24 protein-coding genes are annotated in these 25,243 nt (G+C 50.0%); 1 reads left to right on the top strand and 23 read right to left on the bottom strand.

What is annotated here, in order from left to right; genetic code table 11:
• Window positions 1-2: 2 nt before the first annotated feature.
• The 11 genes from smc to pta all read right to left on the bottom strand — a co-directional run bounded on the left by smc (window position 3) and on the right by pta (window position 9,253).
• Window positions 3-3,584: a chromosome segregation protein SMC gene (smc, locus tag V1224_07340; GenBank protein ID WWR17230.1), complete on the bottom strand. Its 3,582-nt coding sequence runs from the start codon at window positions 3,582-3,584 to the stop codon at window positions 3-5.
• Window positions 3,585-3,598: 14 nt separating this feature from the next.
• Window positions 3,599-4,291 (bottom strand): ribonuclease III, encoded by a 693-nt coding sequence (rnc, locus tag V1224_07335; GenBank protein ID WWR17229.1) that lies wholly within the window; start codon window positions 4,289-4,291, stop codon window positions 3,599-3,601.
• 17 nt (window positions 4,292-4,308) lie between these two features.
• A complete protein-coding gene (gene acpP / locus V1224_07330; GenBank protein WWR17228.1) occupies window positions 4,309-4,548 on the bottom strand; it encodes an acyl carrier protein in 240 nt (79 codons plus the stop codon).
• A gap of 15 nt (window positions 4,549-4,563) precedes the next feature.
• Entirely contained in the window at window positions 4,564-5,580 is a 1,017-nt protein-coding gene (gene plsX, locus V1224_07325) for a phosphate acyltransferase PlsX (protein WWR17227.1), read from the bottom strand.
• Window positions 5,581-5,748: 168 nt separating this feature from the next.
• On the bottom strand, window positions 5,749-5,928 hold the full coding sequence (gene rpmF / locus V1224_07320) for a 50S ribosomal protein L32 (GenBank protein ID WWR17226.1): 180 nt from the start codon (window positions 5,926-5,928) through the stop codon (window positions 5,749-5,751).
• A gap of 2 nt (window positions 5,929-5,930) precedes the next feature.
• Complete coding sequence (locus tag V1224_07315) at window positions 5,931-6,455, bottom strand: DUF177 domain-containing protein (GenBank protein WWR17225.1); 525 nt, start codon at window positions 6,453-6,455, stop codon at window positions 5,931-5,933.
• Between the two features lie 148 nt (window positions 6,456-6,603).
• Window positions 6,604-7,014: a hypothetical protein gene (locus tag V1224_07310; GenBank protein WWR17224.1), complete on the bottom strand. Its 411-nt coding sequence runs from the start codon at window positions 7,012-7,014 to the stop codon at window positions 6,604-6,606.
• A 168-nt stretch (window positions 7,015-7,182) separates the two neighbouring features.
• Window positions 7,183-7,686, bottom strand: coding sequence for a hypothetical protein (locus tag V1224_07305; GenBank protein ID WWR17223.1), 504 nt, complete (start codon window positions 7,684-7,686; stop codon window positions 7,183-7,185).
• A 143-nt stretch (window positions 7,687-7,829) separates the two neighbouring features.
• Window positions 7,830-8,003, bottom strand: a complete 174-nt coding sequence (locus tag V1224_07300; protein WWR17222.1) for a hypothetical protein — start codon at window positions 8,001-8,003, stop codon at window positions 7,830-7,832.
• Between the two features lie 42 nt (window positions 8,004-8,045).
• The gene (locus V1224_07295; GenBank protein WWR17221.1) at window positions 8,046-8,258 is read right to left on the bottom strand and encodes a hypothetical protein; all 213 of its coding nucleotides are present in this window, start codon (window positions 8,256-8,258) and stop codon (window positions 8,046-8,048) included.
• Window positions 8,252-9,253, bottom strand: coding sequence for a phosphate acetyltransferase (gene pta, locus V1224_07290; GenBank protein ID WWR17220.1), 1,002 nt, complete (start codon window positions 9,251-9,253; stop codon window positions 8,252-8,254). Before pta ends, V1224_07295 begins: the two co-directional genes overlap by 7 nt.
• A 212-nt stretch (window positions 9,254-9,465) precedes the next feature.
• Here pta and V1224_07285 point away from each other — a divergent pair, with 212 nt between their 5' ends.
• On the top strand, window positions 9,466-10,743 hold the full coding sequence (locus V1224_07285) for a nucleotidyltransferase (GenBank protein WWR17219.1): 1,278 nt from the start codon (window positions 9,466-9,468) through the stop codon (window positions 10,741-10,743).
• Between the two features lie 67 nt (window positions 10,744-10,810).
• Here V1224_07285 and V1224_07280 read toward each other — a convergent pair whose 3' ends face one another.
• The 12 genes from V1224_07280 to V1224_07225 form a co-directional block, all read right to left on the bottom strand.
• A complete protein-coding gene (locus tag V1224_07280; protein ID WWR17218.1) occupies window positions 10,811-12,256 on the bottom strand; it encodes an aminoacyl-histidine dipeptidase in 1,446 nt (481 codons plus the stop codon).
• Window positions 12,257-12,266: 10 nt separating this feature from the next.
• Window positions 12,267-12,632 (bottom strand): PqqD family protein, encoded by a 366-nt coding sequence (locus V1224_07275; GenBank protein WWR17217.1) that lies wholly within the window; start codon window positions 12,630-12,632, stop codon window positions 12,267-12,269.
• 16 nt (window positions 12,633-12,648) lie between these two features.
• The gene (locus V1224_07270) at window positions 12,649-14,556 is read right to left on the bottom strand and encodes an oligopeptide transporter, OPT family (protein WWR17216.1); all 1,908 of its coding nucleotides are present in this window, start codon (window positions 14,554-14,556) and stop codon (window positions 12,649-12,651) included.
• Window positions 14,557-14,675: 119 nt separating this feature from the next.
• Window positions 14,676-16,040, bottom strand: coding sequence for a PFL family protein (locus V1224_07265; protein WWR17215.1), 1,365 nt, complete (start codon window positions 16,038-16,040; stop codon window positions 14,676-14,678).
• A gap of 11 nt (window positions 16,041-16,051) precedes the next feature.
• Window positions 16,052-16,324: an ACT domain-containing protein gene (locus V1224_07260; GenBank protein ID WWR17214.1), complete on the bottom strand. Its 273-nt coding sequence runs from the start codon at window positions 16,322-16,324 to the stop codon at window positions 16,052-16,054.
• Between the two features lie 18 nt (window positions 16,325-16,342).
• Complete coding sequence (locus V1224_07255; protein WWR17213.1) at window positions 16,343-17,140, bottom strand: MBL fold metallo-hydrolase; 798 nt, start codon at window positions 17,138-17,140, stop codon at window positions 16,343-16,345.
• Between the two features lie 4 nt (window positions 17,141-17,144).
• On the bottom strand, window positions 17,145-19,316 hold the full coding sequence (locus V1224_07250; GenBank protein ID WWR17212.1) for a cell division FtsA domain-containing protein: 2,172 nt from the start codon (window positions 19,314-19,316) through the stop codon (window positions 17,145-17,147).
• The gene (gene coaE / locus V1224_07245) at window positions 19,304-19,909 is read right to left on the bottom strand and encodes a dephospho-CoA kinase (GenBank protein ID WWR17211.1); all 606 of its coding nucleotides are present in this window, start codon (window positions 19,907-19,909) and stop codon (window positions 19,304-19,306) included. The genes V1224_07250 and coaE overlap by 13 nt, the downstream gene beginning before the upstream one ends.
• 23 nt (window positions 19,910-19,932) lie before the next feature.
• Window positions 19,933-22,569 carry a DNA polymerase I gene (gene polA, locus V1224_07240; protein WWR17210.1) on the bottom strand — a complete coding sequence of 879 codons (2,637 nt, stop codon included), beginning with the start codon at window positions 22,567-22,569 and terminating at the stop codon, window positions 19,933-19,935.
• Window positions 22,566-22,889, bottom strand: coding sequence for a zf-HC2 domain-containing protein (locus V1224_07235; protein WWR17209.1), 324 nt, complete (start codon window positions 22,887-22,889; stop codon window positions 22,566-22,568). The genes polA and V1224_07235 overlap by 4 nt, the downstream gene beginning before the upstream one ends.
• 303 nt (window positions 22,890-23,192) lie before the next feature.
• Window positions 23,193-24,641: an N-acetylglucosamine-specific PTS transporter subunit IIBC gene (gene nagE, locus V1224_07230; protein WWR17208.1), complete on the bottom strand. Its 1,449-nt coding sequence runs from the start codon at window positions 24,639-24,641 to the stop codon at window positions 23,193-23,195.
• A gap of 102 nt (window positions 24,642-24,743) precedes the next feature.
• Window positions 24,744-25,226 carry a PTS glucose transporter subunit IIA gene (locus tag V1224_07225; GenBank protein WWR17207.1) on the bottom strand — a complete coding sequence of 161 codons (483 nt, stop codon included), beginning with the start codon at window positions 25,224-25,226 and terminating at the stop codon, window positions 24,744-24,746.
• Between the last annotated feature and the right edge of the window lie 17 nt (window positions 25,227-25,243).

The raw sequence follows: 25,243 nt of genomic DNA, 5'->3' as shown, positions 1-25,243 counted from the left end.
CTCTATGCACCGTTTTTTTCACGCAGGTCTTCCAGCTCGCCCTCGATCAGATCCACACTCACAAGGGTGGAGATTCCTTTCTCCTGCATCGTGATGCCGTACAGCCTGTCTGCTTTCTCCATCGTCCCCCGCCTGTGTGTGATCACAATAAACTGTGTATGCTTCGTCAGTTTATGTAAATATTTGGCAAAACGTCCTACATTGCTCTCATCGAGAGCGGCCTCAATCTCATCCAGGAGACAGAACGGAGACGGCTTCAGATTCTGAATGGCAAACAGCAGAGCAATCGCCGTCAGCGCCTTTTCCCCGCCGGACAGCTGCATCATATTTTGCAGCTTTTTTCCCGGTGGCTGGGCAATGATGCGGATTCCTGCCTCCAGCAGGTCTTCTTCCTCCTGCAGCTCCAGTGTTCCCTTGCCTCCGCCGAACAGTTCCTTGAATACCTTGTCGAACTCTCTGCTGATCTGTCCGAATTTTTCCTGGAATTGTCTGCGCATGGCAGTGTCCAGTTCCTCGATAATGCCCAGCAGCGTCTGCTCCGCCTCCACAAGATCATCGTGCTGAGTTTTCAGGAAACCGTAACGCTCCATAAGGTTTTTATAATCCTCAATGGCGTTGACATTGACTTCTCCCAGCTTTTTGATCTGTTCCTTCAGCGACGCACTGTCCCGTTTCATCGCCTGCAGATCGCTGAGTTCCTCGTTCCGCAGCGCTGCGGCAGCGCTGAGTGTGATTTCGTACTCATCCCACATATAATTGATCTGCGCTTCCAGAGAACTCTCAAATTTTTCTTTCTGAGCATTCAGACGGTAGACTTCTTTATCTAAACCGCTCTTTTTCTCTGAGAGTTCTTCCCGTATGGCAAAGAAATTCTTCTGCCTGTCGGTCAGCGTCTCTTTCCGTACCACGTCGGCATTCATCTTCTCCTGCGCTTCATCCTGCGCAGTGTGCGAGTTCTCGATCGTCAGCATGATCTCCTGAATGTCGTTTTGTTTCTTTTGAATCGTTATGCGGTTCTTTTCCAGCTCCCCGTCGATCTCTTCCAGTTCTCCGCAAAGACGGCTGATCTCTCCGTCGATACGGTCGAGGTTCTGCTGTCCGAACTCCTGCTGCTGACGGAACTTTTCCGCCTCCACATCCCACTCGGACACTTTTGCCGTCTGCTCCGCCTCTTCTTTGCGTTTGGCTTCCAGTTGCTCCTGCAGTTCTTTCAACTGTGCTTCCACTGTCTGTTCCAACTGCTGAGACTCTTCCAGCTCTCTGACCGTCCGCTCTTTATCCGCATTGATCTGTGCGATCTGCACTTCGATCTGCTCCTGCTCTTCCTGCAGAGAACCGAATCCCTCCTCCGTCTCATTCCATTTTTCCTCGGCCGCCGTCACATTCAGCCGGGCCGTATTCTGCTCGATAAACTTATTCTGCAGAGTAAGACGCATCGTCTCCAGACTGCTACGGAGCCTGTTGCGTTCCTCCTTGATTGTCTCGATCTCTTTTTGAATCCCGTCGATCTCACTCTGATATTTTTTTACCATCTCTTTCAGCTCGGCGATCTCTCTCCTCCTGCCGAGAAGATTGGAACTGTTTTTAAAGGCACCACCGCTGATCGCGCCTCCCGGCACGAGCAGTTCTCCTTCTATCGTCACGATACGGATGCTGTAATTATATTTTCTGGCAATCTGCACCGCGTGATCGACCGTATCGACCACCAGAATCCGCCCAAGCATGGATTTTGCAGCATTTCTGTATTTACCATCCACCTGTACGAGAGAATCGGCAAGCCCGATCACTCCCTGCTCAGACAATGCTTCCTTTCTGTTAAATTCCTGTGGATTTTTAATACTCGTAAGCGGAAGAAAGGTGGCACGGCCTCCTTTTGTCTTTTTCAGGTATGCGATCATCCGTTTCGCTGTCTCTTCCTCTTCCGTCACGATATTCTGAATACTTCCGCCAAGCGCAGTCTCGATTGCAGTCTCATACTTCTTCTCTACTTTTATGATGTCCGCAACGACGCCTACGATCCCCTTTTCCACAGATTTTTGTTCCATGACCCGCTTTACGCTGCCGCCGTAGCCTTCATATCGCTCCGTCAGATTGGACAATGCGTCCAGTTTCGACCGCTCCTGATGATAGAGAGCCTGCACTTCCCGCAGCCGCTGATCCTTCTGCGTCAGCTCCGGCTTGATCTGACCGATACGCTTTTCCTCGGCTGCCTGCCTCTCGTTCAGCTCCTGAATGACTCTTCCGATTGCCTCGAACTCTTCCCGCAGACGGCTGATCGTCTCTTTCTGCTCTTCCTCATCGGTCTTGGCCTGCAGCAATTTGGCCTGCAGTTCTGTCCTGCGCAGACTGATTTGCTCGAGCATCGTGTCATACCGTCCCATGCGGGAACGGATCGCCGCTCTCTCATTCAAAGCGCCGATAATTGAATTTTTACCGGCCTCTATCTCTGTGTTATATTCAGCTATTTTTTCCTGTACTTCGCTTAAAAGCGCCCTTGCCTCTCCTCTCGCCTGCTCAATCTGCTGCGCCTTTTCATCGGTCTGCTGCTTATCATCTGAAATGACATGCTTGTCGCTCTCTTTCTCCGCAATCTCCTTTTCCACGGCGGTCTTACGGTTTTTCAGATGATTCTCATTGCCCTGGGCGGAATGGATCTGCTCCTGCAGTACATTGATCTGCCCTTCCAGTTTGCCTCTGAGCACGCTTGTGTCCGTCAAAGTCTGACGCGCGGTTTCGATGGACTGTTCCAGCGTCTCCAGCTCGCCCTGAATCTGCTCGTACTCTTCCTTCGTCTTCTCATACTGAACCGTCGTCTCCTGAAGATCGCTGTCCGCAAGCCGGTATTTCTCTTCCACGGATTCCAGCTGTTGACGGATCTGTGTGTTCTCCACAAGGAACATGTTGACATCCAGCACTTTCAACTCTTCTTTTTTACGCAAATATACTTTGGCCGCCTCCGACTGCTTTTCCAGAGGCGCGATCTGCTTTTCCAGCTCCGCCAGAATATCGCTGACTCGCACAAGATTCTGTTTCTCGTCCTCCAGCCGTTTCTGCGCAGTATTTTTTCGCCGCTTGAACTTCACGATACCGGCAGCCTCATCAAACAGCTCCCGCCGTTCCTCCGGCTTTCCGCTCAATATTTTGTCGATCTGGCCCTGACCGATGATCGAATATCCTTCCTTTCCGATCCCGGTATCATAGAATAGTTCATTGACATCCTTCAGCCGGCAGAGCGTCCCGTTGATCGAATATTCGCTTTCTCCGGAGCGATAGATCCTTCTGGCAACCGTCACCTCATCATAGTCGATGGCTAGCTGATGGTCAGCGTTGTCAAGCGTAATCGCCACATAGGCATAACTGAGCGGTTTTCTCGCCTCTGTACCGGAAAAGATTACATCCTGCATGGAAGCGCCGCGCAGCTGTTTGATACGCTGTTCGCCGAGCACCCAGCGGACGGCATCGGCCACGTTGCTCTTGCCGCTGCCGTTGGGACCTACGATCCCTGTTATCCCGTTGTGAAATTGAAAATTGATCTTATTGGCAAACGATTTGAATCCCTGTACTTGAATGCTTTTTAAATACATATATTACCTGCTCTTTATTTGTAATATGTAACAAGCGCCTGATAGGCGGCCTGTTGTTCCGCATGTTTTTTGGTCCGTCCGCTGCCCGTTCCGATCTTTTTCTCATCGATCATCGCTTCCACGCGAAACAGCTTGTCATGCTCCGGGCCTGTCTCCTCCACAAGAACATAGTGAAGCCTGCCCTCTCCCTGCTTCTGCACCTGTTCCTGCAAGATCGTCTTGCTGTCATAAAACAACTGCTTGTCTTCCAGGTCAGAGAGCACAAACCGGTCAATAAAATTTTTAGCGGGAACAAGCCCGCCGTCGAGATAGATGGCGCCGATCACCGCCTCCAGCACATCGGAGACAATAGACTCTCTCCTCCTGCCTCCGGTCGCTTCCTCACCTTTTCCGAGAAAAATATAAGTTCCAAGCTCAATATCTCTCGCACAATAAGCCAGCGCAGGTTCACACACCATAGAAGAGCGCAGCTTTGTCAGTTCTCCTTCCGGCATCTGCGCATTCGTCCGATACAGATAATCACTGGAAATGAGCTCCAGCACCGCGTCTCCCAAAAATTCGAGTCTCTCGTAGTCATCCCATTTATTTATTTTCTGCTCATTTGCGTAAGAACTGTGCGTCAACGCCTGCTTCAACAGCCTTCGCTCGCGGAACCGGTATCCGATCCGCTCTTCCAACAGCTCCATTGCCTTCCCGTCATTTCCCATGCCATTCCCCTGATTCGTCACTCTTTTTCGTCTACCGCCTGTTTAATCAAAAGCAAGGCTTCCCCGACCTTTGTGATTTTCTCTGTTTTCTCCGGCGGCACCTCGATCTGAAATACGTCTTCGATTCCCATAACAACCTGAAACAGATCCAGTGAATCCGCGCCCAGATCATCCATAAATGTCGTCTCCTCTGTAATTTCCTTCGGGTCCACGCTCAATACTTCCGCGATGATCTCTTTTAACTTATCGAACTCCATAGCAAACCAGCCTTCCTATGCTTCCTCTTTTCGTGTGATCTGTTCCTTTATCTTTTCGTTGATCTTCTGTTCTTTAAAAGCAATGCACTGAAGAATCGAATTCTTGATCTCCACTGCTTTAGAGCTGCCATGTGTCTTCACGACAAGACCATTGAGACCGAGAAGCGGCGCCCCGCCATACTGTTCCAGGTCGAAGGCTTTCAACGTCTGTTTCAGCGCCGGTTTTACGAGCAACGCGCCAATCTTGCTGCGCAGAGTGGACATCATACCCTTTTTCACTTCTTTGATCAGTGTATCACCCACACCCTCATACATCTTGAGGATGACATTGCCGACAAAGGCCTCGCAGACAACCACATCTGCCGCACCGGTCGGAATATCCCTGGCCTCCACACTGCCGATAAAATTGATGTCATCGCATTCTTTTAAAAGCGGAAATGTCTCTTTCACAAGTGCGTTTCCTTTTTCTTCCTCCGCACCAATATTAACGATACCGACTCTCGGCTTCTTTACACCGAGAACATGTTCCATATATACAGAACCGATCTTTGCAAACTGAACAAGGTGAGAGGCACGGGCATCCACATTGGCCCCACAGTCAATCAGAAGTGCGACCCCGTTCGCAGTCGGAATCACCGGTGCCAGCGGCGGCCGCTCCACCCCTTTGAGACGGCCTACCAAAACCTGTCCGCCTACAAGTACCGCTCCCGTACTGCCGGCAGAAACAAACGCATCACAGTCTCCCTCTTTCACCAGCTTCATCCCTCTGACAATCGAAGAATCCTTTTTGGAACGGATTGCTGCCACCGGCGGTTCCGCCGTCTCAATCACTTCCGTCGTATTTATGACTTCTATCTGCTCAGACGATACCGTATATTTGGCGAGTTCCGCTTTCACTGCGTCCTCTCTGCCAAGCAGAAACACTTTGATCTTCTTGCTCTCCTGCACTGCCGCCACGGCACCTTTTACAATTTCCGCAGGGGCATTGTCACCGCCCATGGCATCTACCGCTACCCGAATCTGCTCACTCATTTCCAATTTCCTCCACCTAACTCTCAAACATCTGATATAAATATACTAAACCCATGCGCAAAAAGCAAGTAATTACCGGTGCATACAAAAAGGACACCTCCACCACTGTTATGGAAATGTCCTCAGACTGCCTTTGCTCTGCGTTTCAGAATCCATGCAACCGCCGGATCAGTCAACGCTGATAATCTCTTTTTTGTTATAAGAGCCACAAGCCTTGCACACTCTGTGAGGCATCATGAGAGCTCCACATTTACTGCATTTAACCAATGCAGGCGCACTCATTTTCCAGTTTGCTCTGCGTTTGTCTCTTCTCGCTTTGGAAGATTTATTTTTTGGACAGATAGACATCGTTACACCTCCTTACCCGCATCAAAAATATCTTTTATGGCTGCCAGCCTTGGGTCAGGAACAAAAGTATCACACTCACATGCTCCCTCATTCAGGTCTTTTCCGCACACACTGCAGATTCCTCTGCAATCCGGCTTGCATAAGATCTTCATTGGCCAGTTGACCGAAATTTCATTGTACACAAGGTCGTCCGTATCGAACTGATAACCGATCAGGCATGTATCCGCCTCTTCCTCCGAAACAGCCGCTCCAAGCTCCGGCGCAATGACCGAAACTGAAAATTCCAGCGAAAAAGGATGAATAACATCCTTCAGACAGCGGTCACAGTGCAATAACACAGTCAGCTCCATTTTCCCAGATACATCGGCCCTTCCCTTTCCTCTGTTCACAATCGTAAGAGAAACCGGCGTTCGGCCGACGATCGGATAATTGCCTTCTCCATATTCCAGAACGGATGGAGAAAACGCTGCCTCTCTGTCCTCTCTGCGTCCTTCTGCTGTCAATACATCTGTTATGTTCAATATCATCGTAGACTCCTGCTCATACCTGTACTATTATACCGGACCAGTCAAATTTTGTCAATGGGGTTTTATCTCTTTTATCTCATTATCCCTCTATAATTTCATCAGTTTCTGTGACAGCAGCCGGCAAACATTCAGTCTGGCAACAGCCGCCCTATGCCTTTTTATCAAACGAAGAGGTATTCATACCATCTGTCATATCCATAAATGGATAGTTATCATTATGTGGAAACAACAATTCCATATACAGATTTCCCAACAAATTTTTTACCTGATCGACATCGATATTTGCAACAGGAAGATCATACATTTCCAGATGTTTTAAATTCTCAAGAACTTTTTCTATCCCCCGCCATTCAGTATTTTCCGGTTCTTCTTCCACAGATTCCGGAATATCCGGGATCATTATCGGTTTCGTTTCGGGAATGTTATACACCACATTTTTACATGTTTTCTCAAAACACTCCGGGTCATACTTTGCCAGATAGTCCAGGTCATTCATCGTCAATGTCTTTTTATGATGTATTTTAAGATATATATTGATCAGGCGAGTATCTTTTTCCATCCTTCTCCCCTCCACTTATCCTCAACAATTTCATTTTTATTATACACAGCCATCTCATAAATAACAAGGAACGTGAAAACGATAACGACCATATTGCAAAAAGGACTGTTCCCTGAGCATTAATCCCCCGGAACAGTCCTTTGCATCTTTGTCTGTTGATTATGTATATTATTTTGCCTGATCAGCCAGATATGCGATCACCTGCTGCTGATACTCGCTTACGGAGCAGGTAAGATTCTGCGGTACACAGTAATACTGATCAAGACCGGAAGCCGGTGTGTTTACACTGATATGCTGTCCGCTGCAGTTCATCAGATCGCAGTTCACTTTCAGACGCGGAGGTGCAAAGTAATCACTGTCATTACTCTTCACTTCCTCAACGACAGGAGCCTCTTCTACTACAGGTTTTGCATCTTTCTGCTCTTCCAGATAAGCAGCTACTTTTGTACGGTATTCATCTACAGAGTAAGTCAGGTTCTGCGGTACACAGAAGTACAGATCAAGTCCTGTGGAAGGATCATTGACACTGACGTGCTGCCCACTGCAATTCATCAGATCACAATTACTCTTATAACGAGGATAAATATCTCCCTCTTTCGCACAGGCTACCATAGAGGATGCCATAGCAAGTGTAGCAACTGCCGCTGCGATTACGAATGTTTTCATTTTCATTTGAATCCCCTCCTTAAAATATTAATAATATTACTCTTTAATTTTAGGACTTATCCCTCTTTTTGTCAATATTTTCCAGCGGATCTGCCCTGGGACTTTAGTCCCAGATTCGGCTGGAATGCGATGACTATGATGCAAAAAATTTAAAACGTCACTGTCGTAATCAAATCCAGATAGTTATCAGCTTCCCTGTGGGTGAAGAACTCCGGCTGCATAAAATAAACATCGTCATAATAATCTCCCCCATCCATGAACGTCACATCCACATAAAAAATCCCGTCCTTTGTATATACGCGATTCCACGAATGAAGCTCCAAACTGATGTTCGCCCATCCAATCACATAGTCGCAGTCATAACCTCAGGCACTCATCAAATATTTAAACAACTGGGCATATGCCATACATTGTCCTTCTCCCAACTGCAGAGCCTGAGCCATATCTTTATTATTGATCCGATAGCTGTACAGTTCACAGACCGTTTCGGCGATCCTGCGAATTTGTTCCTCCTGTGGAGCATTCAGAATATCCTGAATATATGGTGTCAGCGTCTCCTGCAGAATCAGTGCTAACAAAGCTGTGCCTGCACGGCGGTCAGCGCTACGACGCCCACAATATCCTCCCAGGAACATCCTCTGGAGAGGTCGTTGACCGGCTTGGCAATTCCCTGCAGCATCGGCCCATAAGCTTCCGCCTTCCCCAGCCTCTGCACGAGCTTATAACCGATATTGCCACAGTCCAGATTGGGGAAAATAAGGACATTGGCTTTTCCCGCCACCTCACTTCCCGGCGCTTTCGATTTGGCAATATGCGGAACGAGAGCAGCGTCTGTCTGCAGCTCACCGTCCACCGTCAGATGCGGATACTCTTCATGCGCGATGCGCACCGCCTCCACCACCTTATCGACAAGGGGATGTTTCGCGCTTCCCTTTGTGGAATGGGAAAGCATGGCGATCACCGGTTTTGCGCCTACCAGATTGCGAAAGCTCTTGGCACTCGTGTCAGCAATGGCCGCCAGTTCTTCCGCAGTCGGGTCCTGATTGAGTCCGCAGTCCGCAAACAGAAAAGTACCGTGATACCCGTATTCACAATCCGGCACATCCAGAATAAAGAATCCGGACACGAGCTTTGTTCCTTCCGCCGTCTTCAGGATCTGCAGCGCGGGACGCAGCGTATCGGCTGTGGCATGGCAGGCCCCCGCCACCATACCGTCCGCATCATTGGCCTTCACCATCATAATCCCGAATGTCAGATAATCATTCAACAGGATTTCCCTCGCCTTTTCCGGTGTCATTCCTTTATTTTTTCTTGTCTCATACAAGAGATCGACATATTCGTCCAGCTTTTCACACGTTGCCGGATTGACTACGATCACCCCCGTCAGATCGACTTCCAGCCATCCCGCACCGTCCATGATCTTTTCCTCATTGCCGACCATAATGATCCGCGCAATCTTTTCCTCCAAAATATGGGAAGCCGCAATCAGAGTTCTGCGGTCATTCGTCTCCGGAAGAACGATTGTCTTAATGTCCTGCCTCGCCTTCTCTTTCATCACATCAATATAACTCATCCGCCCAATCTCCTTTTCCTTCTCTTATTTTATCTCATGGTCCACATCGCCAGGGGATACCCCATCCCCGCAACGCCGCCCATTGCTTTCCATTAAATTATATTACACTTCCTCTTTTGTATACAAGCCAAGAAAGTAAAAAAATTGTGTTTAATTTGATACATGATACATGTTATAATAAAAACAACATTATTTTACGGGGAGGTGTCTCTATGAAAGTCGCAGGCATCATTGCAGAATACAATCCTTTTCATAACGGCCACAAATATCATATCGATAAGGTGCGCCAGAAAACCCGCGCCGACTACTGCATCGTGATTATGAGCGGGAATTTTACCCAACGGGGCGAGCCCGCCGTCATGGATAAATATATGCGTGCCGAAATGGCTCTGGCGGAAGGCGCAGACCTTGTGCTGGAACTGCCTGTCTGTTTCTCATGCGCCAGCGCGCCTTTTTTTGCAGAAAGCGCTGTCTCACTTCTGGATGATCTTGGTGTCGTTGACTACCTTGCTTTCGGCAGTGAATGCGGTGACATTTCCATGTTAAAGGAAGCCTCTTCCATCCTTGTACAGGAACCTCCCGCCTACACAAAGGCATTAAAGGCCGGGATACGCTCCGGTCTCTCCTATCCATCGGCACAGGCCAAGGCGCTGATCGACTATGTCAGCCAGAATATCGCTTTTTCGAGTGACAGCAACCTGAGCTCTGCAGATTCCAAAGAGCTCTCTGCCCTTTTGTCCTCTCCCAATAACATTCTCGGTATTGAATACTGTAAAAGTCTCATATCAAGAGGCAGTTCAATCCTTCCTGTGACAATGCTGCGCAGAGGCAGCAGTTATACCGACACTTCCCTGCACCCGGACGGCAGCTCCGCACTCGCCATCCGCACTGTCTTACAGGCAAGAGAAACACTGGAAAATATCCGTCTCCACGTACCGGACCGCGTCTATGCAATCATGGAACGGGAGTACGGCAAAATATTCCCCATCTTTCCGGACATGCTCTCCGATATGCTCCACTACAAACTGCTCTCGGAGGCAGAAACAGGCTATACCTCTTATCAGGACGTATCGAGAGAACTCTCTGATAAAATCCGCAATGCGCTCCCACTTTATCAGGACTTTTCCTCTTTCTGCAAACTGTTGAAGACAAAGGAACTGACTTACACAAGGATCAGCCGCAGCTTACTACATATCTTCTTAAATATCCGCAAGTCCGATATGAGATACGATGTGCAGAGCGGACTTGTCTTCTATGGCCGTATTCTCGGCTTCCGCAAGACATGTACACCTTTGCTGACAGCCATTAAGGCCAACTCTTCCATCCCGCTCATTTCCAAGCTGGCAGATGCTGCGGATTATCTGGAAGATGCCGCCATGCACCAACTGTCAAAAGACATTCAGGCCGCGCATCTGTACAATGCCCTCGTCCAGCAAAACTATGGGACAAAGCTGCCGGATGAGATGCAGCGTCAGATCATCAAACTATAATTTTTTACACCAAAAAGTGTGGATACTTTGTACCCACACTTTTATTTTCTGCTATTATATTCGCTGTCTATTTCTGTCTGATGACTTCCACAATGTAATCCCAAACCCGCTTTGTAGAGGAAATGCTCAGTTTTTCTTCTGTCGTATGAATGCTGACCATATCCGGGCCGAAGGACACCGCATCGAGATCCCTGATCTTGTCTGCCAGCAGCCCGCACTCAAGCCCCGCATGAATCGCCTGAATGACAGGGTCTTTCCCATACATCTCCCGGTAGACTCTCACCATATCTTCCCGCAGCGGGGAATCCTTGCGAAACGCCCATTCCGGATAATCGCCCTCCGTTACCAGGCCGCCGCCCAGCTCCCGGGCCAGAAGCCTCAGCTTATCCACGACATATTCTTTCGCCGTGCGCACGGAACTCCTGACAGCATAGTGGAGCGACAGCTCTTTTTCATCCAGCGTCAAAATACCGAGATTAAGCGAAGTCTCCACCAGGCCTTTGATATTCGCGCTCATCGTCTGAACCCCGTTCGGGAGCAGATTGATCAGCGTAATGACCTTGCTGGCGCATTCTTCTGTCAAAGTCTTTGCCTCTCCCGCCCCGGCTGCTGTCAGTATAATCCTGACCTCCGGATCTGTAACCATATATTCTCCGGCGATTGCATCCCCGATCTCCTGGAGCATCGATTCCAGCCTCACCGCATCCCGGCTGTCGATCATGATCGACGCCTGTGCCTTGCGCGGTATGGCATTATCTTTGAGGCCACCCGACAGGGAGACAACCGAAAATTCCATCTTACTTCTCAGCATCATCATTGCCCGTCCGAGAAGCAGATTGGCATTGGCCCTGCCCTTGTCGATTTCCACACCGGAATGCCCGCCGAGCAGACCGTCCACTGTGATCTCATACAGGCAGCCCTGTCTTGTCTCATACATAGCAGGCAGCGTTACATTGGCCCGGCATCCACCGGCGCAGCTCGTCAGCAGATAACCCTCCTCTTCCGAATCAATATTCAGAAGTTTATGTCCCTGTAACGGAGACAGATCAATCGCCTTGGCGCCATCCATGCCAACTTCTTCCGATACGGTAAAGACTGCCTCGATGCGCGGATGTTCCAGAGAATCCGAAGCCAGAATAGCAAGGATATAGGCGACGGCGATCCCGTCGTCTCCACCGAGCGTCGTGCCCTCCGCGGTGATATAGTCTCCCTCTACCTGCAGACGCAGCCCGTCCCGTTCAAAATCGATGTCACAGCCCGGCTCTTTCTCGCAGACCATATCCAGATGCCCCTGCATGATCAGAGGCGCCACCTCCTCATATCCCGGCGTCGCTTCCCTGATGATGATCACATTGCCCAGACTGTCCTGATGTACCTCCAGGCCGCGGCTGCGCGCAAATTCCACACAGTAATCACTCAGCTTTTTTTCCTGATAGGAAGGATGCGGAATTCCACAGATTTCCTCAAAATACGCAAATACTTCCCTTGGCTCCAGATTCGATAGTACGCCCATGCCGCTCTCCTTATTTTTTCAACAGATTCACATACAGTATAAACTCATTGTTGCGCAGAATATGAAGAAATTCCGTCAGACGTTCGTAAACGGGCTCTGCCTCCTGTCCGAATGCTTCCTTCACCTGTTTCCCGATCTCATGCACACTCTTTTCCCCGTCGATCTGGCGCCAGACATAACTGCCAAACCGGTCAAGCTCGATCCGGCTCTTTTTCGGTCTGCGAAAGAAGATCTGGGCGATCCGGTTGAAAAGCCCTTTGTTTTTTCTGATAATTTCAATATTGCCGTTTTCTGTTTCCTCATAAGGAAACAAGGTATTGTGTTTCGGTATATAATCGAGAAAGTTTTCTTTCTGCTTGTTCTTTTTACTCATCATTGTCACTCATATATTGTTATGCTTTTTTCGGTTTTTTATGAATGAAGAAAATGATTGTCCCACAAAGAAGAGCAAAGAACAACAAGCCCCCCCAGTTTCCTAAATTCACACCCAGACAGGTGCCAAGGAAGTCTCCCAGTGTTCCGGCAGTCTTATGCGGAATAATCGCAAATACGGCCAGCAAAATACCGACCAGACCTTCGCCGGCGATCAAGCCGGAAGAATAGAGAACGCCATTCTCCACCATATTCTTTTTCTCCGTCTCGCTTTCCGTTTTCTTTCTGTCATAATACAACCGGATCAGGCCGCCGACCATAATCGGTGTGCTCAAATGGATTGGCAAATACAGGCCGACTGCAAAAGGCAGTACCGGAATCTGCAGAATCTCCACAACGATTGCAATAAACGCGCCGCAGAAGATCAACGCCCAGGGGAGGTCTCCACCCATAACACCCTCTACGACCATCTTCATCAAAGTTGCCTGAGGCGCCGGCAGTTCCGGAGAACCATACCCCCACGCCGTGCTCAGAAGATAGAGGACACCGCCGATGGCGATCGCAGAGACAACGACACCGATCAGCTCACCGGTCTGCTGTTTGGCAGGCGTGGAACCGACGAGAAAGCCTGTCTTCAAATCCTGAGACGTATCTCCGGCAATCGCTGCGATGATACAGATGATCGAACCGATCGTGATCGCTGCAATCATACCCGGCATACCGATATTGCCGGTTGCCTTGAGCAGCATCGTAGCGATCAGCAGTGTAGCGATCGCCATACCGGACACCGGATTATTGGAACTGCCGACGATCCCTACCATTCTTGAAGAAACCGTGGCAAAGAAAAAGCCAAATACAATAATGATAATCGCACCAATCAGATTGACCGGAATGGCCGGAATCAGCCACATGGCAACGGCGATCACACCGACAACAATCATCACCAGATTCATTGAGAGATCTTTATTCAGACGATTGCTCTCTCCGGCTTTCTTCCCGTAGACTGCCATCGCCTGTTTGAATGTACGCACGATCATCGGCAGAGATTTGATCAGAGAGAGAATACCGCCTGCCGCTACCGCACCTGCACCGATATAACGGATAAAGCTGCCCCAGATGTCCCAGGTACCCATCTCACTCACGGGAACGGACGCAGGATAAAGAACCATATCACCGCCAAACAGCTTAATCAGCGGCATAAGGACAAACCAGCCGACCGTACCGCCGGCCAGCAGATAGGAAGATACCTGCGGTCCGCATATATAACCGACGCCCGCCAGAGCGGGAAGCACATCCATACCGATCCCGGACCCCTTATAACTTTTGATCTCAAAATCAACTTCACTCGGAAACAGTTTCAACCCGTCCGTAATAAATTTATAGAGAGCAGCAATACCAAGCCCGGCAAACACCGTGCCCGCCTTCGCGCCTCCCTCTTCTCCGGCCAGCAGCACTTCCGCACAGGCCTGTCCTTCCGGATAAGGGAGCTTGCCGTGCTCCTGTACAATCAGCGCGGAACGCAGCGGGATCATGAACAGAACGCCCAGAATACCACCGCAGAGCGCAATCAGCGAAATTTCCAGCAGAGAGGGATCCGCACTTCCCGATTCCGCCGCCCACATAAAGAGCGCGGGCATCGTAAAAATCGCACCGGCCGCTACCGACTCACCGGCCGACCCGATCGTCTGCACCATGTTGTTTTCCAGAATCGAATCTCTCCGCAGCAGAACACGGATAATTCCCATCGAAATTACTGCTGCCGGAATGGACGCCGAGACGGTCATACCGACCCGCAGTCCGAGATAAGCATTTGCTCCGCCAAACAAAACGGCCAACAAAGCGCCGATCAGGATTGACGTCCCCGTCAGTTCGGGCACTACTTTGTCCGCCGGAATAAATGGCTTAAAATCCTTGTTGTCATTTTCCATTTATGTTACCACCTTTCGTATAGTGCCCCTATTGTACAATATTGCAGATACATCTGTCAATATTTGTACAATTTTGGTCATTATTGGTCCAAATGCCGTTCCGCCTGACATCCGGATTGTTAGTTTTTAAAACTGTGGATCGGCGCCGGAATCCTGCCTCCTCTTGCGATAAAGGCATCGCAGGAAAATTCATTGACCGGCATGACCGGCGCATAGCCAAACAGACCGCCAAATTCCACCTGATCTCCCACATCTTTGCCGATGGCCGGAATGACTCTGACCGCAGTCGTCTTCTGATTTACCATGCCGATTGCCATCTCGTCCGCGATCATACCGGAAATAGCCGCCGCCGATGTCTTCCCGGGTACCGCGATCATATCCAGTCCCACCGAGCAGACGCAGGTCATCGCCTCCAGCTTTTCCAGCGTCAGCGCCCCCGCCACGACCGCATCGATCATGCCCTGATCCTCCGATACCGGAATGAACGCACCGCTGAGACCCCCTACATAGGAGGACGCCATCACACCGCCCTTTTTTACCTGGTCATTCAAAAGCGCAAGGGCTGCCGTCGTCCCCGGCGCTCCCACATGTTCCAGTCCGATTTCACAGAGAATATCCGCCACGCTGTCCCCGACGGCCGGAGTGGGCGCAAGAGAAAGGTCCACGATGCCAAAAGGCACTCCCATCATCCGCGATGCTTCCTGTGCGACAAGCTGCCCCACTCTCGTCACTTTAAAGGCTGTCTTTTTGATCGTCTCACAGAGCACTTCAAAATTTTCGCCCCGTACTTTTTCCAGCGCGGTCTTGACGACGCCCGGACCGCTGACACCCACATTGATGACTGCATCTGCCTCCGTCACCCCATGGAATGCTCCCGCCATAAACGGGTTGTCATCCGGCGCATTGCAGAACACAACCAGCTTCATACAGTCCGCACTGTCTCTGTCCTTTGAGATTTCCGCCGTCTCCTTGATGACCTGTCCCATCAGTCTGACGCCGTCCATGTTGATACCGGTCTTCGTCGAGCCTAGATTTACAGAACTGCACACCCGCTGCGTCTCCGCCAGCGCCCGGGGAATCGAGCGGATCAACAATTCATCCGCCGTTGTCATCCCCTTGGAGACAAGCGCAGAATAGCCGCCGATCAGATTGACACCCACTTCATTGGCGGCTCTGTCCATCGTATGCGCCAGCGTCACAAAGTCTGATGCCGTCCTGCAGGCAGCTCCGCCGATCAGCGCAATCGGCGTCACCGAAATCCGCTTGTTCACAATGGGAATCCCGAACTCTTTCTCTATCTCCTGCCCTGTCGGCACAAGATTTCTCGCCGCCGTCGTGATCTTCTGATAGATCTTTTCATTCAATCTCTCCAGGTCGGAATCAATGCAGTCGAGAAGGCTGATTCCGAGCGTAATCGTGCGCACGTCCAGATTCTCTTTCTCGATCATCTTGTTCGTCTCTGACACCTCAAATATATTTAACATAACTTTATCTCCTAGATTCTGTGCATGTTACGAAATATGTCTTCCCGCTGGCATTTGATGATGACGCCGATTTCTTCTCCTAACGCCTGCAGTTCGTCTGCCATATCTCCATGTGCTCTGGCGGACGACGAAGTATCAACGATCATCATCATATTAAAATACCCCTGAACGATCGTCTGCGATATATCCAGAATATTAATCCGGTTTTCTGCCAGATAAGTACAAACTCTGGCGATGATCCCCACAGTATCTTTGCCGACCACCGTAATAATTGTCTTTTTCATCTTTTTGCCGCTCCTTTTTCATATATGTATGATTTCCGATATTTCATCGCGTCTGGCCACCGTAATCGGAAAATCACTGCCCCCGAATTCATTGTCCGCCATCGTCAGCTCTACCCTCACAGTCTCATAAGCCAGTTCCGCCAGATTATTCTCCTTACTCAGATGACAGAGCACAATCCCCTTCATGCCGCCGTGCATGATCCGGCTGAGAAACCGTCCTGACGACTCGTTGGAAAGATGCCCCCGTTCCCCAAGGATTCTCTGCTTGAGATAATACGGATAGGGACCGGTCTCCAACATTCTCACATCATGGTTGGCCTCTAGGAAAACAACATCCAGCCCTTTCAGACACTCCACCGTGTAATCGTTGTAAACGCCGAGATCGGTAATAATCCCCGCCGTTTTTCTGTCATGCCGAAAGCGATAGGCAACCGGCTGCGCCGCGTCATGGGAGATTTTCATCGGCATGGCCGTCACATCTTTGACAATGAAATTCTCGTCTTCTTCGATCTCCTGAAACACATCTCCGGGAACATCGCCGAGAGAGCGGGAGGCTTTCATCCTTGCGATCGTGCCCTTTGTGGCATAGACCGGAATTTCCCGTTTCCTGAGCAATACGCCAAGTCCGCTGATATGATCGGCATGTTCATGAGTGATCAGTATGGCGTCGATGTCCTGCAAAGACAGGTCAAGTTCTCTCAGTCCCTTTTCGATCCGCCTGCCGCTGATCCCCGTATCCACCAGCACATGGGTCGTGTCTGTTCCCACATAAATACAGTTGCCGCTGCTGCCGCTGGCAATGCTGCACATTCTCATTCGGTCATTCCCTCCAGTAGATCTCGATTACGTCCCCCTCGGAAACGGGAGCCATATATTGGGTGTCCTTTCCATTGAGCCTTGTCACGATTCCTTTGCCCTTTGGCTTCGACAGATCAAAGTCGATAACGTCAAACACATCCACAAAGACATAATTGTCTTTTCCCTTCAGAACGACCGGGCTGCCATTAACGATCACTCCGAGTGAATCAGCGGAAACGGGCGCTTCTGCCTCCCTTGTTTCCTGCTCCGCCGCAGAGTCCCTGCTCTCCTGTCCATTCTCCGTCTGTTCCCTTATCTCATCTTCTGCCTCCTGCGCCAGCAGCTCCCCGCTCTCCGCCAGCGACCATTCCGCCTCTTCCGCCCACGTTTCCTCCTCTGCGCTCTCATACTGTTCCACATCCGAAAGCTCCAGCGTATCCATCGTCCAGATCACAGAGAAGTTTTCATATACCCGGGTATCCATATTGGCCAGTTTATTATTGACGTAAATATTCATCTCTTCGTTGATAATGACATCCATAAACTCAGCCACCTGACGCACCGTATAGAAATTGATCATCTCAATCTTGTCGTCTTCCTGTATATCATAATATCCGGACTGAAGCTGTCCGTTCACGCTGGCGAATTTCGGAAGCACGATCTTCTTCTCATTGATCTCCATCGTGATCACGGCATGGTATTCCGGCAGTTGTTTGATCTCAAGTGAGGCCGCCTGCCCGGCCGTCGACTCCTGCACGGCGACCACGTCATTGGCATGGATCGGCGTATAAATATCCGCCGTAGTACCGTTTACGGTAATCACTGCCGCCTCTCCGAGCTGCCCGCGTACCATACGGCTCTTACCGTCCACCATAAAATGAAGCGCCCGTCCCCTCTTGGGAAAGAGACTCTCATTCGGAAAATCCGCCTGCATGGCCGCATCCACAACTGCCAGCCTGGAATTATCATACAATTTGATTCGGCGGTTATTAAAGGTGACAAAAATAAAAGAATTACTCTGCTCATAAAAGGACAGACAGATTCCGATCGGCGTCACAAGCAGAGAATCTTTGTGAATTTCTTTCTCAAGGAAGCGGATTTTCTGCATCACTTCCTCTCCGCGCAGAGCCACACGCTCCTCGGGAATATCCAGATGTCTGGCGAGTGCATCCGTATATCCGGGGATCTTACCGCCTCCGCCTACGACAAAGACCGCACTGACAGACTTGTCCCCGTTCAGTTCCCGAATCTTATCCGAGACCTGTTTTGTCATTGACTCGATCACAGGCTGTACTTCTGTCAACAGCTTATCCCGCCCGACAGTCTGTGTCAGTCCCATAATGTCTCTGTACTCCACTATATCCATCTCGCCGCAGTCACGCTTTACCTGCTCTGCCGTCACAAAATCGACAAGACACAGCTGTGCCACCGCCTCCGTCAGAGCGTCCCCCGCGATGGGGATCATTCCATACGCAACGACACTGCCGCCCTGCGTAATCGAAATATCGGATGTACCTGCTCCCACATCGACAAGCGCGATATTCAGCATCCGGTACATTTCGGGAATCGCCACCTGTATGGCGGCGATCGGCTCCAGCGTCAGATTGACGACTTCCAGCCCGGCCTGTCCGACCGCCTTGTACAGTCCGTCCACGACATCTTCCGGCAAAAAGGTGGCAATCAGATCGACGCCGATTGACTTTGCCTTGTGATCCTCCAGATTACCGATCACATAATGATTCATATAATACCGCATGACAGAATAGCCCACACAGTAGAATTTAAGCCCGGGCTCGACATCCCCGACCGTAAACTCCTCATAGGCGCTCTCAATACCCTTGGATTCCAGCGCAAAAATATCTTCTGCGGAGATCTCCTGCTCTTCCTCAAATTCCTGTTCTGTGTGTATCGTCACCGTCTTCAGCACACGGCCTGCGGCAGCGATACATACTTCCCGCAGTTTGCTGCCGATCACCTCTTCCAGTTCCGCCTTTACCTGGCTGATCGTCAGTCCCACTCTGCCAATATCATGGATCTGCCCGTCCAGCATCGCCCTTGTCTCATGTTCTTTCACTCGCTGTGCCACTACGAAAAACTGTTCGCCCGTCCTGTAGCCGACCGTCCCGACAATGCTTCTCGTGCCTATATCAAGTCCGAACACCAGTTTTCCAGGGTATTTTCTTATTTCTTCCACAGAGATTCCCCCATCTTTTTGTCAATCTGTTCATAAGCATATCCGGCTTCCCCGCTGTTGTCAATGACAAATCCGCAGCGCTCTCTGTACGTCCTGTCAGGGAGCTGGGAGCGGAAAATACTATCGATCTTTTCATCCGTATACTTTCTTCCGGCTTTCAGTCTCCTGCGCCGGACATCCTCATCGGCATAGACATACCAGATCTCTTCCGCGATCTCTTCATACCCGCACTCGAGAAGGAGCGCTGCCTCCAGAAAGAAAAAATCGGTCTCTGCTTTCCGGCGTTCTCTCTCGATCTCCTGTAAAATGTAGGTCTTTACCGCCGGGTGAACAATGGCATTGACCGCGGCCAGCAGTCCGCCGTCATGAAAAATTTTCTCCGCCATTTTCTCTTTGCGGATTCGGCCATCCTTCCCCGCAATGTCTTTCCCCAGCAACGAAACAATCTGTTCATAACAGGGCTGACCGGGCTCCTGAAGCATCTTGGCGGCATCGTCCGCCAAAAGAATCCGGCAGCGGTAACGTCTTTTCAAATAATGCAGGATACGGGTCTTTCCCGCACCCACACCACCGGTAATTCCGATCACTCTCATTTATTTTCTCCATCTGACCGTCGTCACTTCGCCTCATACCAGTTCCTGCCGGTGTGCAGATCGACTTCCAGAGATACGGAAAGTGACGCCGCGCGCTTCATCTCCTCCCGGAGAATTCGCTCCACCGTCTCCGCCTCTTCGTTCCATGTCTCGATGAGCAGCTCGTCATGGATCTGTAAAATCAGTTTTGACTTACAGCCTGCCTCTTTCAATGCCCGCCAGACACGGATCATCGCGATTTTAATAATATCCGCCGCCGTTCCCTGAATCGGGGAATTCATAGCTACCCGCTCCCCGAAAGAGCGCTGCATATAATTACCGGAAGACAGCTCCGGCACCGGACGGCGTCGGCCGAACATCGTTGTCACATATCCGTTTTTCTTTGCCTCTTCCACCGATCTGTCAAGAAATTCCTTTACTTTCGGATATGTGGCAAAATATTCCTGAATATAGTTTTCCGCCTCTTTCCGGGAAATGCTCAGATCCTGACTGAGCCCAAAGGAACTGATCCCGTACACAATGCCGAAATTTACCGCTTTCGCATTGCGTCTCTGCAGATCTGTCACCTGAGCCAGCTCCGTATGAAATACTTTCGACGCCGTGATCCGGTGAATATCCTCATCCATCCGGTAAGCCTCAATGAGCTGTTCATCCCCCGACATATGGGCCAGAATGCGCAGCTCGATCTGTGAATAGTCCGCATCCGTAAACAGATGCCCGTCCTCCGGCACGAACACTTTGCGGATCAGCCTGCCCAGCTCCATACGCATCGGAATGTTCTGCAAATTGGGCTCCGTAGAACTGATGCGCCCCGTCGCCGTGATCGTCTGGTTAAAATTCGTATGGATTTTCTGATCTGCACCGATATAGACAGACAATCCGTCGGCATATGTGGACTTCAGCTTGGCAAGCCCCCGGTATTCCAAAATCTCTCCGATAATCTTATGGTCCGGCGCCAGCTTCTCCAGCACATCCGCCGCCGTGGAATACCCGGTCTTCGTCTTTTTACCACCGGGAAGTTTTAATTTATCAAACAAGACTTCCCCGAGCTGTTTGGGGGAATTGATATTAAACTCTTCTCCGGCCTTTTCATGGATCGATTTCTCCAGTTCGCTGATCCTGCCTTCCAGCGCCTCTCCGTATCGCTTCAGCTCCCCGGCCTCCGCCCGGATGCCCTCTCGTTCCATGTCATAGAGCACATAAGACAACGGCATCTCTATGTCACGGTACAGCCGGTCCATGCCGCTCTCTGCCAGCTTCCGCCAGAGCACACCCCTGGCCTTCCAGACCGTGTAGGCAGCATAGCACCCGTAAGAGACAAAATTCTCTTCCTCCTCCAGCGCTGTGGCCTCCATGCTCTTTTTTCCGAAACGCTCCCCATATCCTGCCATTGACAGCGCCAGATGTTCGTTGGCCACATCTTCGATGGCATAATCATTTTTGAGGGGATTGAGCAGATAGGCTGCAAGCTGTACGTCAAAACACTGCTCCACCCGGTCATCCCGGAAATAAGGGTATACACTTTTGAGAAAAAATCCCGACAACATCGTGCACCCCTGCAGACTGCCGAGCTTCCCGGTCAGATATTCTTCCGTCAAAAAGCCCTGTTTCTTTATGACATATATGTCATTTTTAGAATAACAGACGCCGACGCCGCAAAGGCCTGCCCCCTTATCCTGAAGCAAATATACGCCGACGGTCTCCGCCTCCACACAGGACGTAAAAATGCGCTCCGCTTCCGCCAGCTCCGTCACACAGCGAAAATGTGCCGTTATATCATCAGCGGCAGACTGCCGGGAAAAGCGCCCCAGCATCTGTTTGAACTCCAGCTCCCGGAAAATCGCATAGGCTTCCTCCGTATACAGGTCGTGCATTCGCGCTGCTTCGAACGAAAACGGAAATTCCGCATCTGTCTTGATCGTGGCCAGCGTTTTACTCAGATCAGCCAACGCTCTGTTGGCTCGCAGAGACTCCCGCACAGATTTCTTAGGTACGGATTCCAGATCATTGTAAATCGCCTCAATGGAACCATACTGTGTCATCAGCGCGATCGCTGTCTTCTCTCCCACTTTCGGCACACCCGGAATATTATCCGACGCATCACCCATCAGCGCCTTCAGCTCTATAAATTGCTCCGGTGTCACTCCATACTTTTCTTTGACATCACTCTCGTAATAATCCTCGATCTCCGTTCTCGCACCCTTTGTCTTCGGAATACGAATCTTACTGTGAGAAGAGGCGATCTGTAAGAGATCCCTGTCTCCGGATACCAGACAGACTTCCAGCCCTTCCTTCTCGCTGCGCTTTGCCAGCGTGCCAAGCAAGTCGTCCGCCTCCAGTCCCGCTTTTTCGCAGATCTGTATCCCCATCGCCTGAAGCGTTCTCTTCAGGACCGGCACCTGCTCCCGCAGTTCCTCCGGCATCGGCTTTCTCGTCCCTTTATATTCCTGATAAATCTCATGGCGGAATGTGGGAGCATGAACGTCAAAAGCCACTGTCAGATAATCCGGTTTCTCTTCCTCAAGAATTTTAAACATAATATTTAAAAATCCATATACCGCATTGGTATGCAGACCTCTGGCATTACTAAGCAGAGGAACACCGTAATAGGCCCTGTGCAATATGCTGTGCCCATCGATCAATACAATCTTTTCACTCATTTACTTATCACCAACACCGTCATAAAGACAACTGCCAGAATTGCCAGCGTCTCCATAAAATACATAAACCATATGACTCTCTTCCGGGACCGTATCTTTCTCGCAGCGCTTTCCATCTTTTTTTCCAGCTGACTCTGCAAATCAAACGTGCTTTCCTTTTCCAGATGCTGCATTCCTTCCGTGACCAGATATTGAATGGACAGCTCTTCTCTGCATTCTTCACATTCCGTCACATGCTTCATGAACTTTTCCAGCTCTTTCCCTTCCAACTCATCTACTATAAATTTATATATATTTTTGCGGGTTTCTTTACAATCCATACATCCTCCATAACAACTATCCGTATGAAAGCCAGTACACCGTGTTTTTCAGTCATCTGCCGAAACATCCCAGTAAATTATATACTAAAATGCCGCATTTGGAAAGTAAAAAAGAATCCTGCAAGGCAGGATTCTCCGCCTGCGGCGGGTCGCGACAGCGACATACTCCCCCTCCGCCGCAGTGCGTTAATCATTTTTTTACCATATGGGAAATTCGGAGAACTTTCCTATATGGTAAAAAAGAGAGGGGAACTCCCCTCTCTTTTGCCAGGTATTCATATGAACAAACTTGCTGTCCAAATTTTACAACATCTTTTTCATCTCATCCGCTACAAACTGTACCTTCGTTCCCACGATAACCTGAACGGAATTTTTGCTCGGTCTGATGACCCCTGCAACGCCTGCGGATTTGATCTTACTCTCATCGATTGCCGTGTAATCTTTGATCTCCAGACGAAGTCTCGTCACACAGTTGTCAAGAGAAGTTACATTTGCTTTGCCGCCCAGACCTGCAAGAACGATTTCAGCAACTTTTGTAAAATCATTGTTTGCAAGTACTGCGTTTTTCTCATCATCGCTGATGTCATCGTCCTCACGTCCCGGTGTCTTCAGATCAAACTTGGAGATCATGACACGGAATACAAGGTAGAATACAACGACTGCCGCAATGCCAAGAGGCACGATCAGCCATATCTTCTGCGCAAGCGGAAGCTGTGAGCTGAATACCAAGTCGGTAAGACCGGCGGAGAAAGAGAACCCTGCACGGAACCCAAGAGCTACGGAAACACCTGCAAAGATACCGTAAAGGATTGCATATACAACATAGAGTGCCGGAGCAAGGAACATGAACGCGAATTCAAAAGGCTCTGTAACGCCGCAGATAAACGAGCAGAGAGCTGCTGCGCCCATAATACTTGCCGTTGCTTTTTTCCTCTCCGGTTTGGATGTATGTACGATCGCCAGCGCTGCTGCCGGAAGACCAAACATCATGGACGGGAAGAAACCTGCCATATACATACCTGTTACGCCCGGTGTACCGGTATTGCCCCAGAAGTTTCCGAGATCGTTGATACCAACCGCATCAAACCAGAATACGGAATTCAGCGCATGATGCAGACCGAACGGGATGAGCAGACGATTGAGGAACGCATAGATACCGGAGCCGATTGCGCCGAGACCGCTGATACCTTCGCCAAGTGCTACAAGACCGCCAAATATGATCGGCCATACGAAGAACAGAACGCCTGCCACTAAGATAGAGATCACTGCCGTAATGATGGCAACAAATCTCTTGCCGGAGAAAAATGCAAGGAAATCCGGAAGTTTTGTATTCTTAAACTTGTTGTAGCATGTAGCGCCGATAATACCTGCCAGAATACCGATAAACTGGTTCTGGATCTTGCCAAATGCCACATCCGGCTCTCCGCCTGTGATGACAGCCAATGTACTGGTTGCCAGAGCATTGGTGATCATCAGCCAGGATACGAGACCTGCAAGGCCTGCCGTACCGTCGTTATCATCGGACATGCCAACACTCACGCCGATCGCGAACAGCCACGACATATTGTCAATCAAAGCACCCCCTGCTTTGATGAGGAAAAATCCAAGAATCGCAGCTGCGCCGGTAATATCACCACCCTGCATTGTTGCCGGAGATAACGCATAACCGACACCCATCAATATACCGCAGACCGGAAGACAGGCTACAGGAAGCATCAGGGATTTCCCTAATTTCTGTAAATACTTCATCATAAAAACTACCCCTTTCTTTCATTCTGACCTGGCTCAGAATGTGTTGTTCTATATCAGTTAAAGGTTCTGGAACAGAACACTTATAACTCTGACTGAACTTACTTAACTGATCCTCAGAATACAATCGCCAGGTTTGACATCCTTCTCCTCCTCAGCGGTCACTTCCTTAAAATCAGTGCTGTTGCAGACCAGCACCGGCGTAACTGTACTGTAGCCGGCGTCGGCAATGGCCTTCAGATCGGCTTCCAGCAGCAGATCTCCTTTGGAAACCTGCTTTCCTGTCTCTACATGAGCGGTAAAATGCTCCCCTTTCAGATTCACCGTATCCAGCCCCACATGAATCAGTATCTCCGCACCGTTGCCCGTTGTGATGCCAACCGCATGTAATGTCGGGAACAATGTACTGACCGTCCCGTCAGCCGGCGCATAAAACTTTCCTTCCGATGGCTCCACCGCCACACCTTTTCCTAGTATTTCTTCACTGAACGTAGGGTCCGGCACTGACTTGATACTGACGCATCTGCCGGCCGCGGGAGAGCCGATCTCCATCTCTTTTTTCTTGAATATTCCACCTAAAAGTCCCATTCGATTTCCCTCCATAA

This window comes from Lachnospiraceae bacterium JLR.KK008 (assembly GCA_037015955.1).
Lineage (GTDB): Bacteria > Bacillota > Clostridia > Lachnospirales > Lachnospiraceae > VSOB01.
Note: the sequence above shows the minus strand (reverse complement) of the source record. Positions and strands in the feature narration are given on the sequence as shown.

Excerpts from the sequence above, each read along its gene's own strand:
- smc (WWR17230.1), bottom strand. The coding sequence starts at position 3,584 with ATGTATTTAAAAAGCATTCAAGTACAGGGATTCAAATCGTTTGCCAAT.
- rnc (WWR17229.1), bottom strand. The coding sequence starts at position 4,291 with ATGGGAAATGACGGGAAGGCAATGGAGCTGTTGGAAGAGCGGATCGGA.
- acpP (WWR17228.1), bottom strand. The coding sequence starts at position 4,548 with ATGGAGTTCGATAAGTTAAAAGAGATCATCGCGGAAGTATTGAGCGTG.
- plsX (WWR17227.1), bottom strand. The coding sequence starts at position 5,580 with ATGAGTGAGCAGATTCGGGTAGCGGTAGATGCCATGGGCGGTGACAAT.
- rpmF (WWR17226.1), bottom strand. The coding sequence starts at position 5,928 with ATGTCTATCTGTCCAAAAAATAAATCTTCCAAAGCGAGAAGAGACAAA.
- V1224_07315 (WWR17225.1), bottom strand. The coding sequence starts at position 6,455 with ATGATATTGAACATAACAGATGTATTGACAGCAGAAGGACGCAGAGAG.
- V1224_07310 (WWR17224.1), bottom strand. The coding sequence starts at position 7,014 with ATGGAAAAAGATACTCGCCTGATCAATATATATCTTAAAATACATCAT.
- V1224_07305 (WWR17223.1), bottom strand. The coding sequence starts at position 7,686 with ATGAAAATGAAAACATTCGTAATCGCAGCGGCAGTTGCTACACTTGCT.
- pta (WWR17220.1), bottom strand. The coding sequence starts at position 9,253 with ATGAGTTATATTGATGTGATGAAAGAGAAGGCGAGGCAGGACATTAAG.
- V1224_07285 (WWR17219.1), top strand. The coding sequence starts at position 9,466 with ATGAAAGTCGCAGGCATCATTGCAGAATACAATCCTTTTCATAACGGC.
- V1224_07280 (WWR17218.1), bottom strand. The coding sequence starts at position 12,256 with ATGGGCGTACTATCGAATCTGGAGCCAAGGGAAGTATTTGCGTATTTT.
- V1224_07275 (WWR17217.1), bottom strand. The coding sequence starts at position 12,632 with ATGATGAGTAAAAAGAACAAGCAGAAAGAAAACTTTCTCGATTATATA.
- V1224_07270 (WWR17216.1), bottom strand. The coding sequence starts at position 14,556 with ATGGAAAATGACAACAAGGATTTTAAGCCATTTATTCCGGCGGACAAA.
- V1224_07265 (WWR17215.1), bottom strand. The coding sequence starts at position 16,040 with ATGTTAAATATATTTGAGGTGTCAGAGACGAACAAGATGATCGAGAAA.
- V1224_07260 (WWR17214.1), bottom strand. The coding sequence starts at position 16,324 with ATGAAAAAGACAATTATTACGGTGGTCGGCAAAGATACTGTGGGGATC.
- V1224_07255 (WWR17213.1), bottom strand. The coding sequence starts at position 17,140 with ATGAGAATGTGCAGCATTGCCAGCGGCAGCAGCGGCAACTGTATTTAT.
- coaE (WWR17211.1), bottom strand. The coding sequence starts at position 19,909 with ATGAGAGTGATCGGAATTACCGGTGGTGTGGGTGCGGGAAAGACCCGT.
- polA (WWR17210.1), bottom strand. The coding sequence starts at position 22,569 with ATGAGTGAAAAGATTGTATTGATCGATGGGCACAGCATATTGCACAGG.
- V1224_07235 (WWR17209.1), bottom strand. The coding sequence starts at position 22,889 with ATGGATTGTAAAGAAACCCGCAAAAATATATATAAATTTATAGTAGAT.
- nagE (WWR17208.1), bottom strand. The coding sequence starts at position 24,641 with ATGATGAAGTATTTACAGAAATTAGGGAAATCCCTGATGCTTCCTGTA.
- V1224_07225 (WWR17207.1), bottom strand. The coding sequence starts at position 25,226 with ATGGGACTTTTAGGTGGAATATTCAAGAAAAAAGAGATGGAGATCGGC.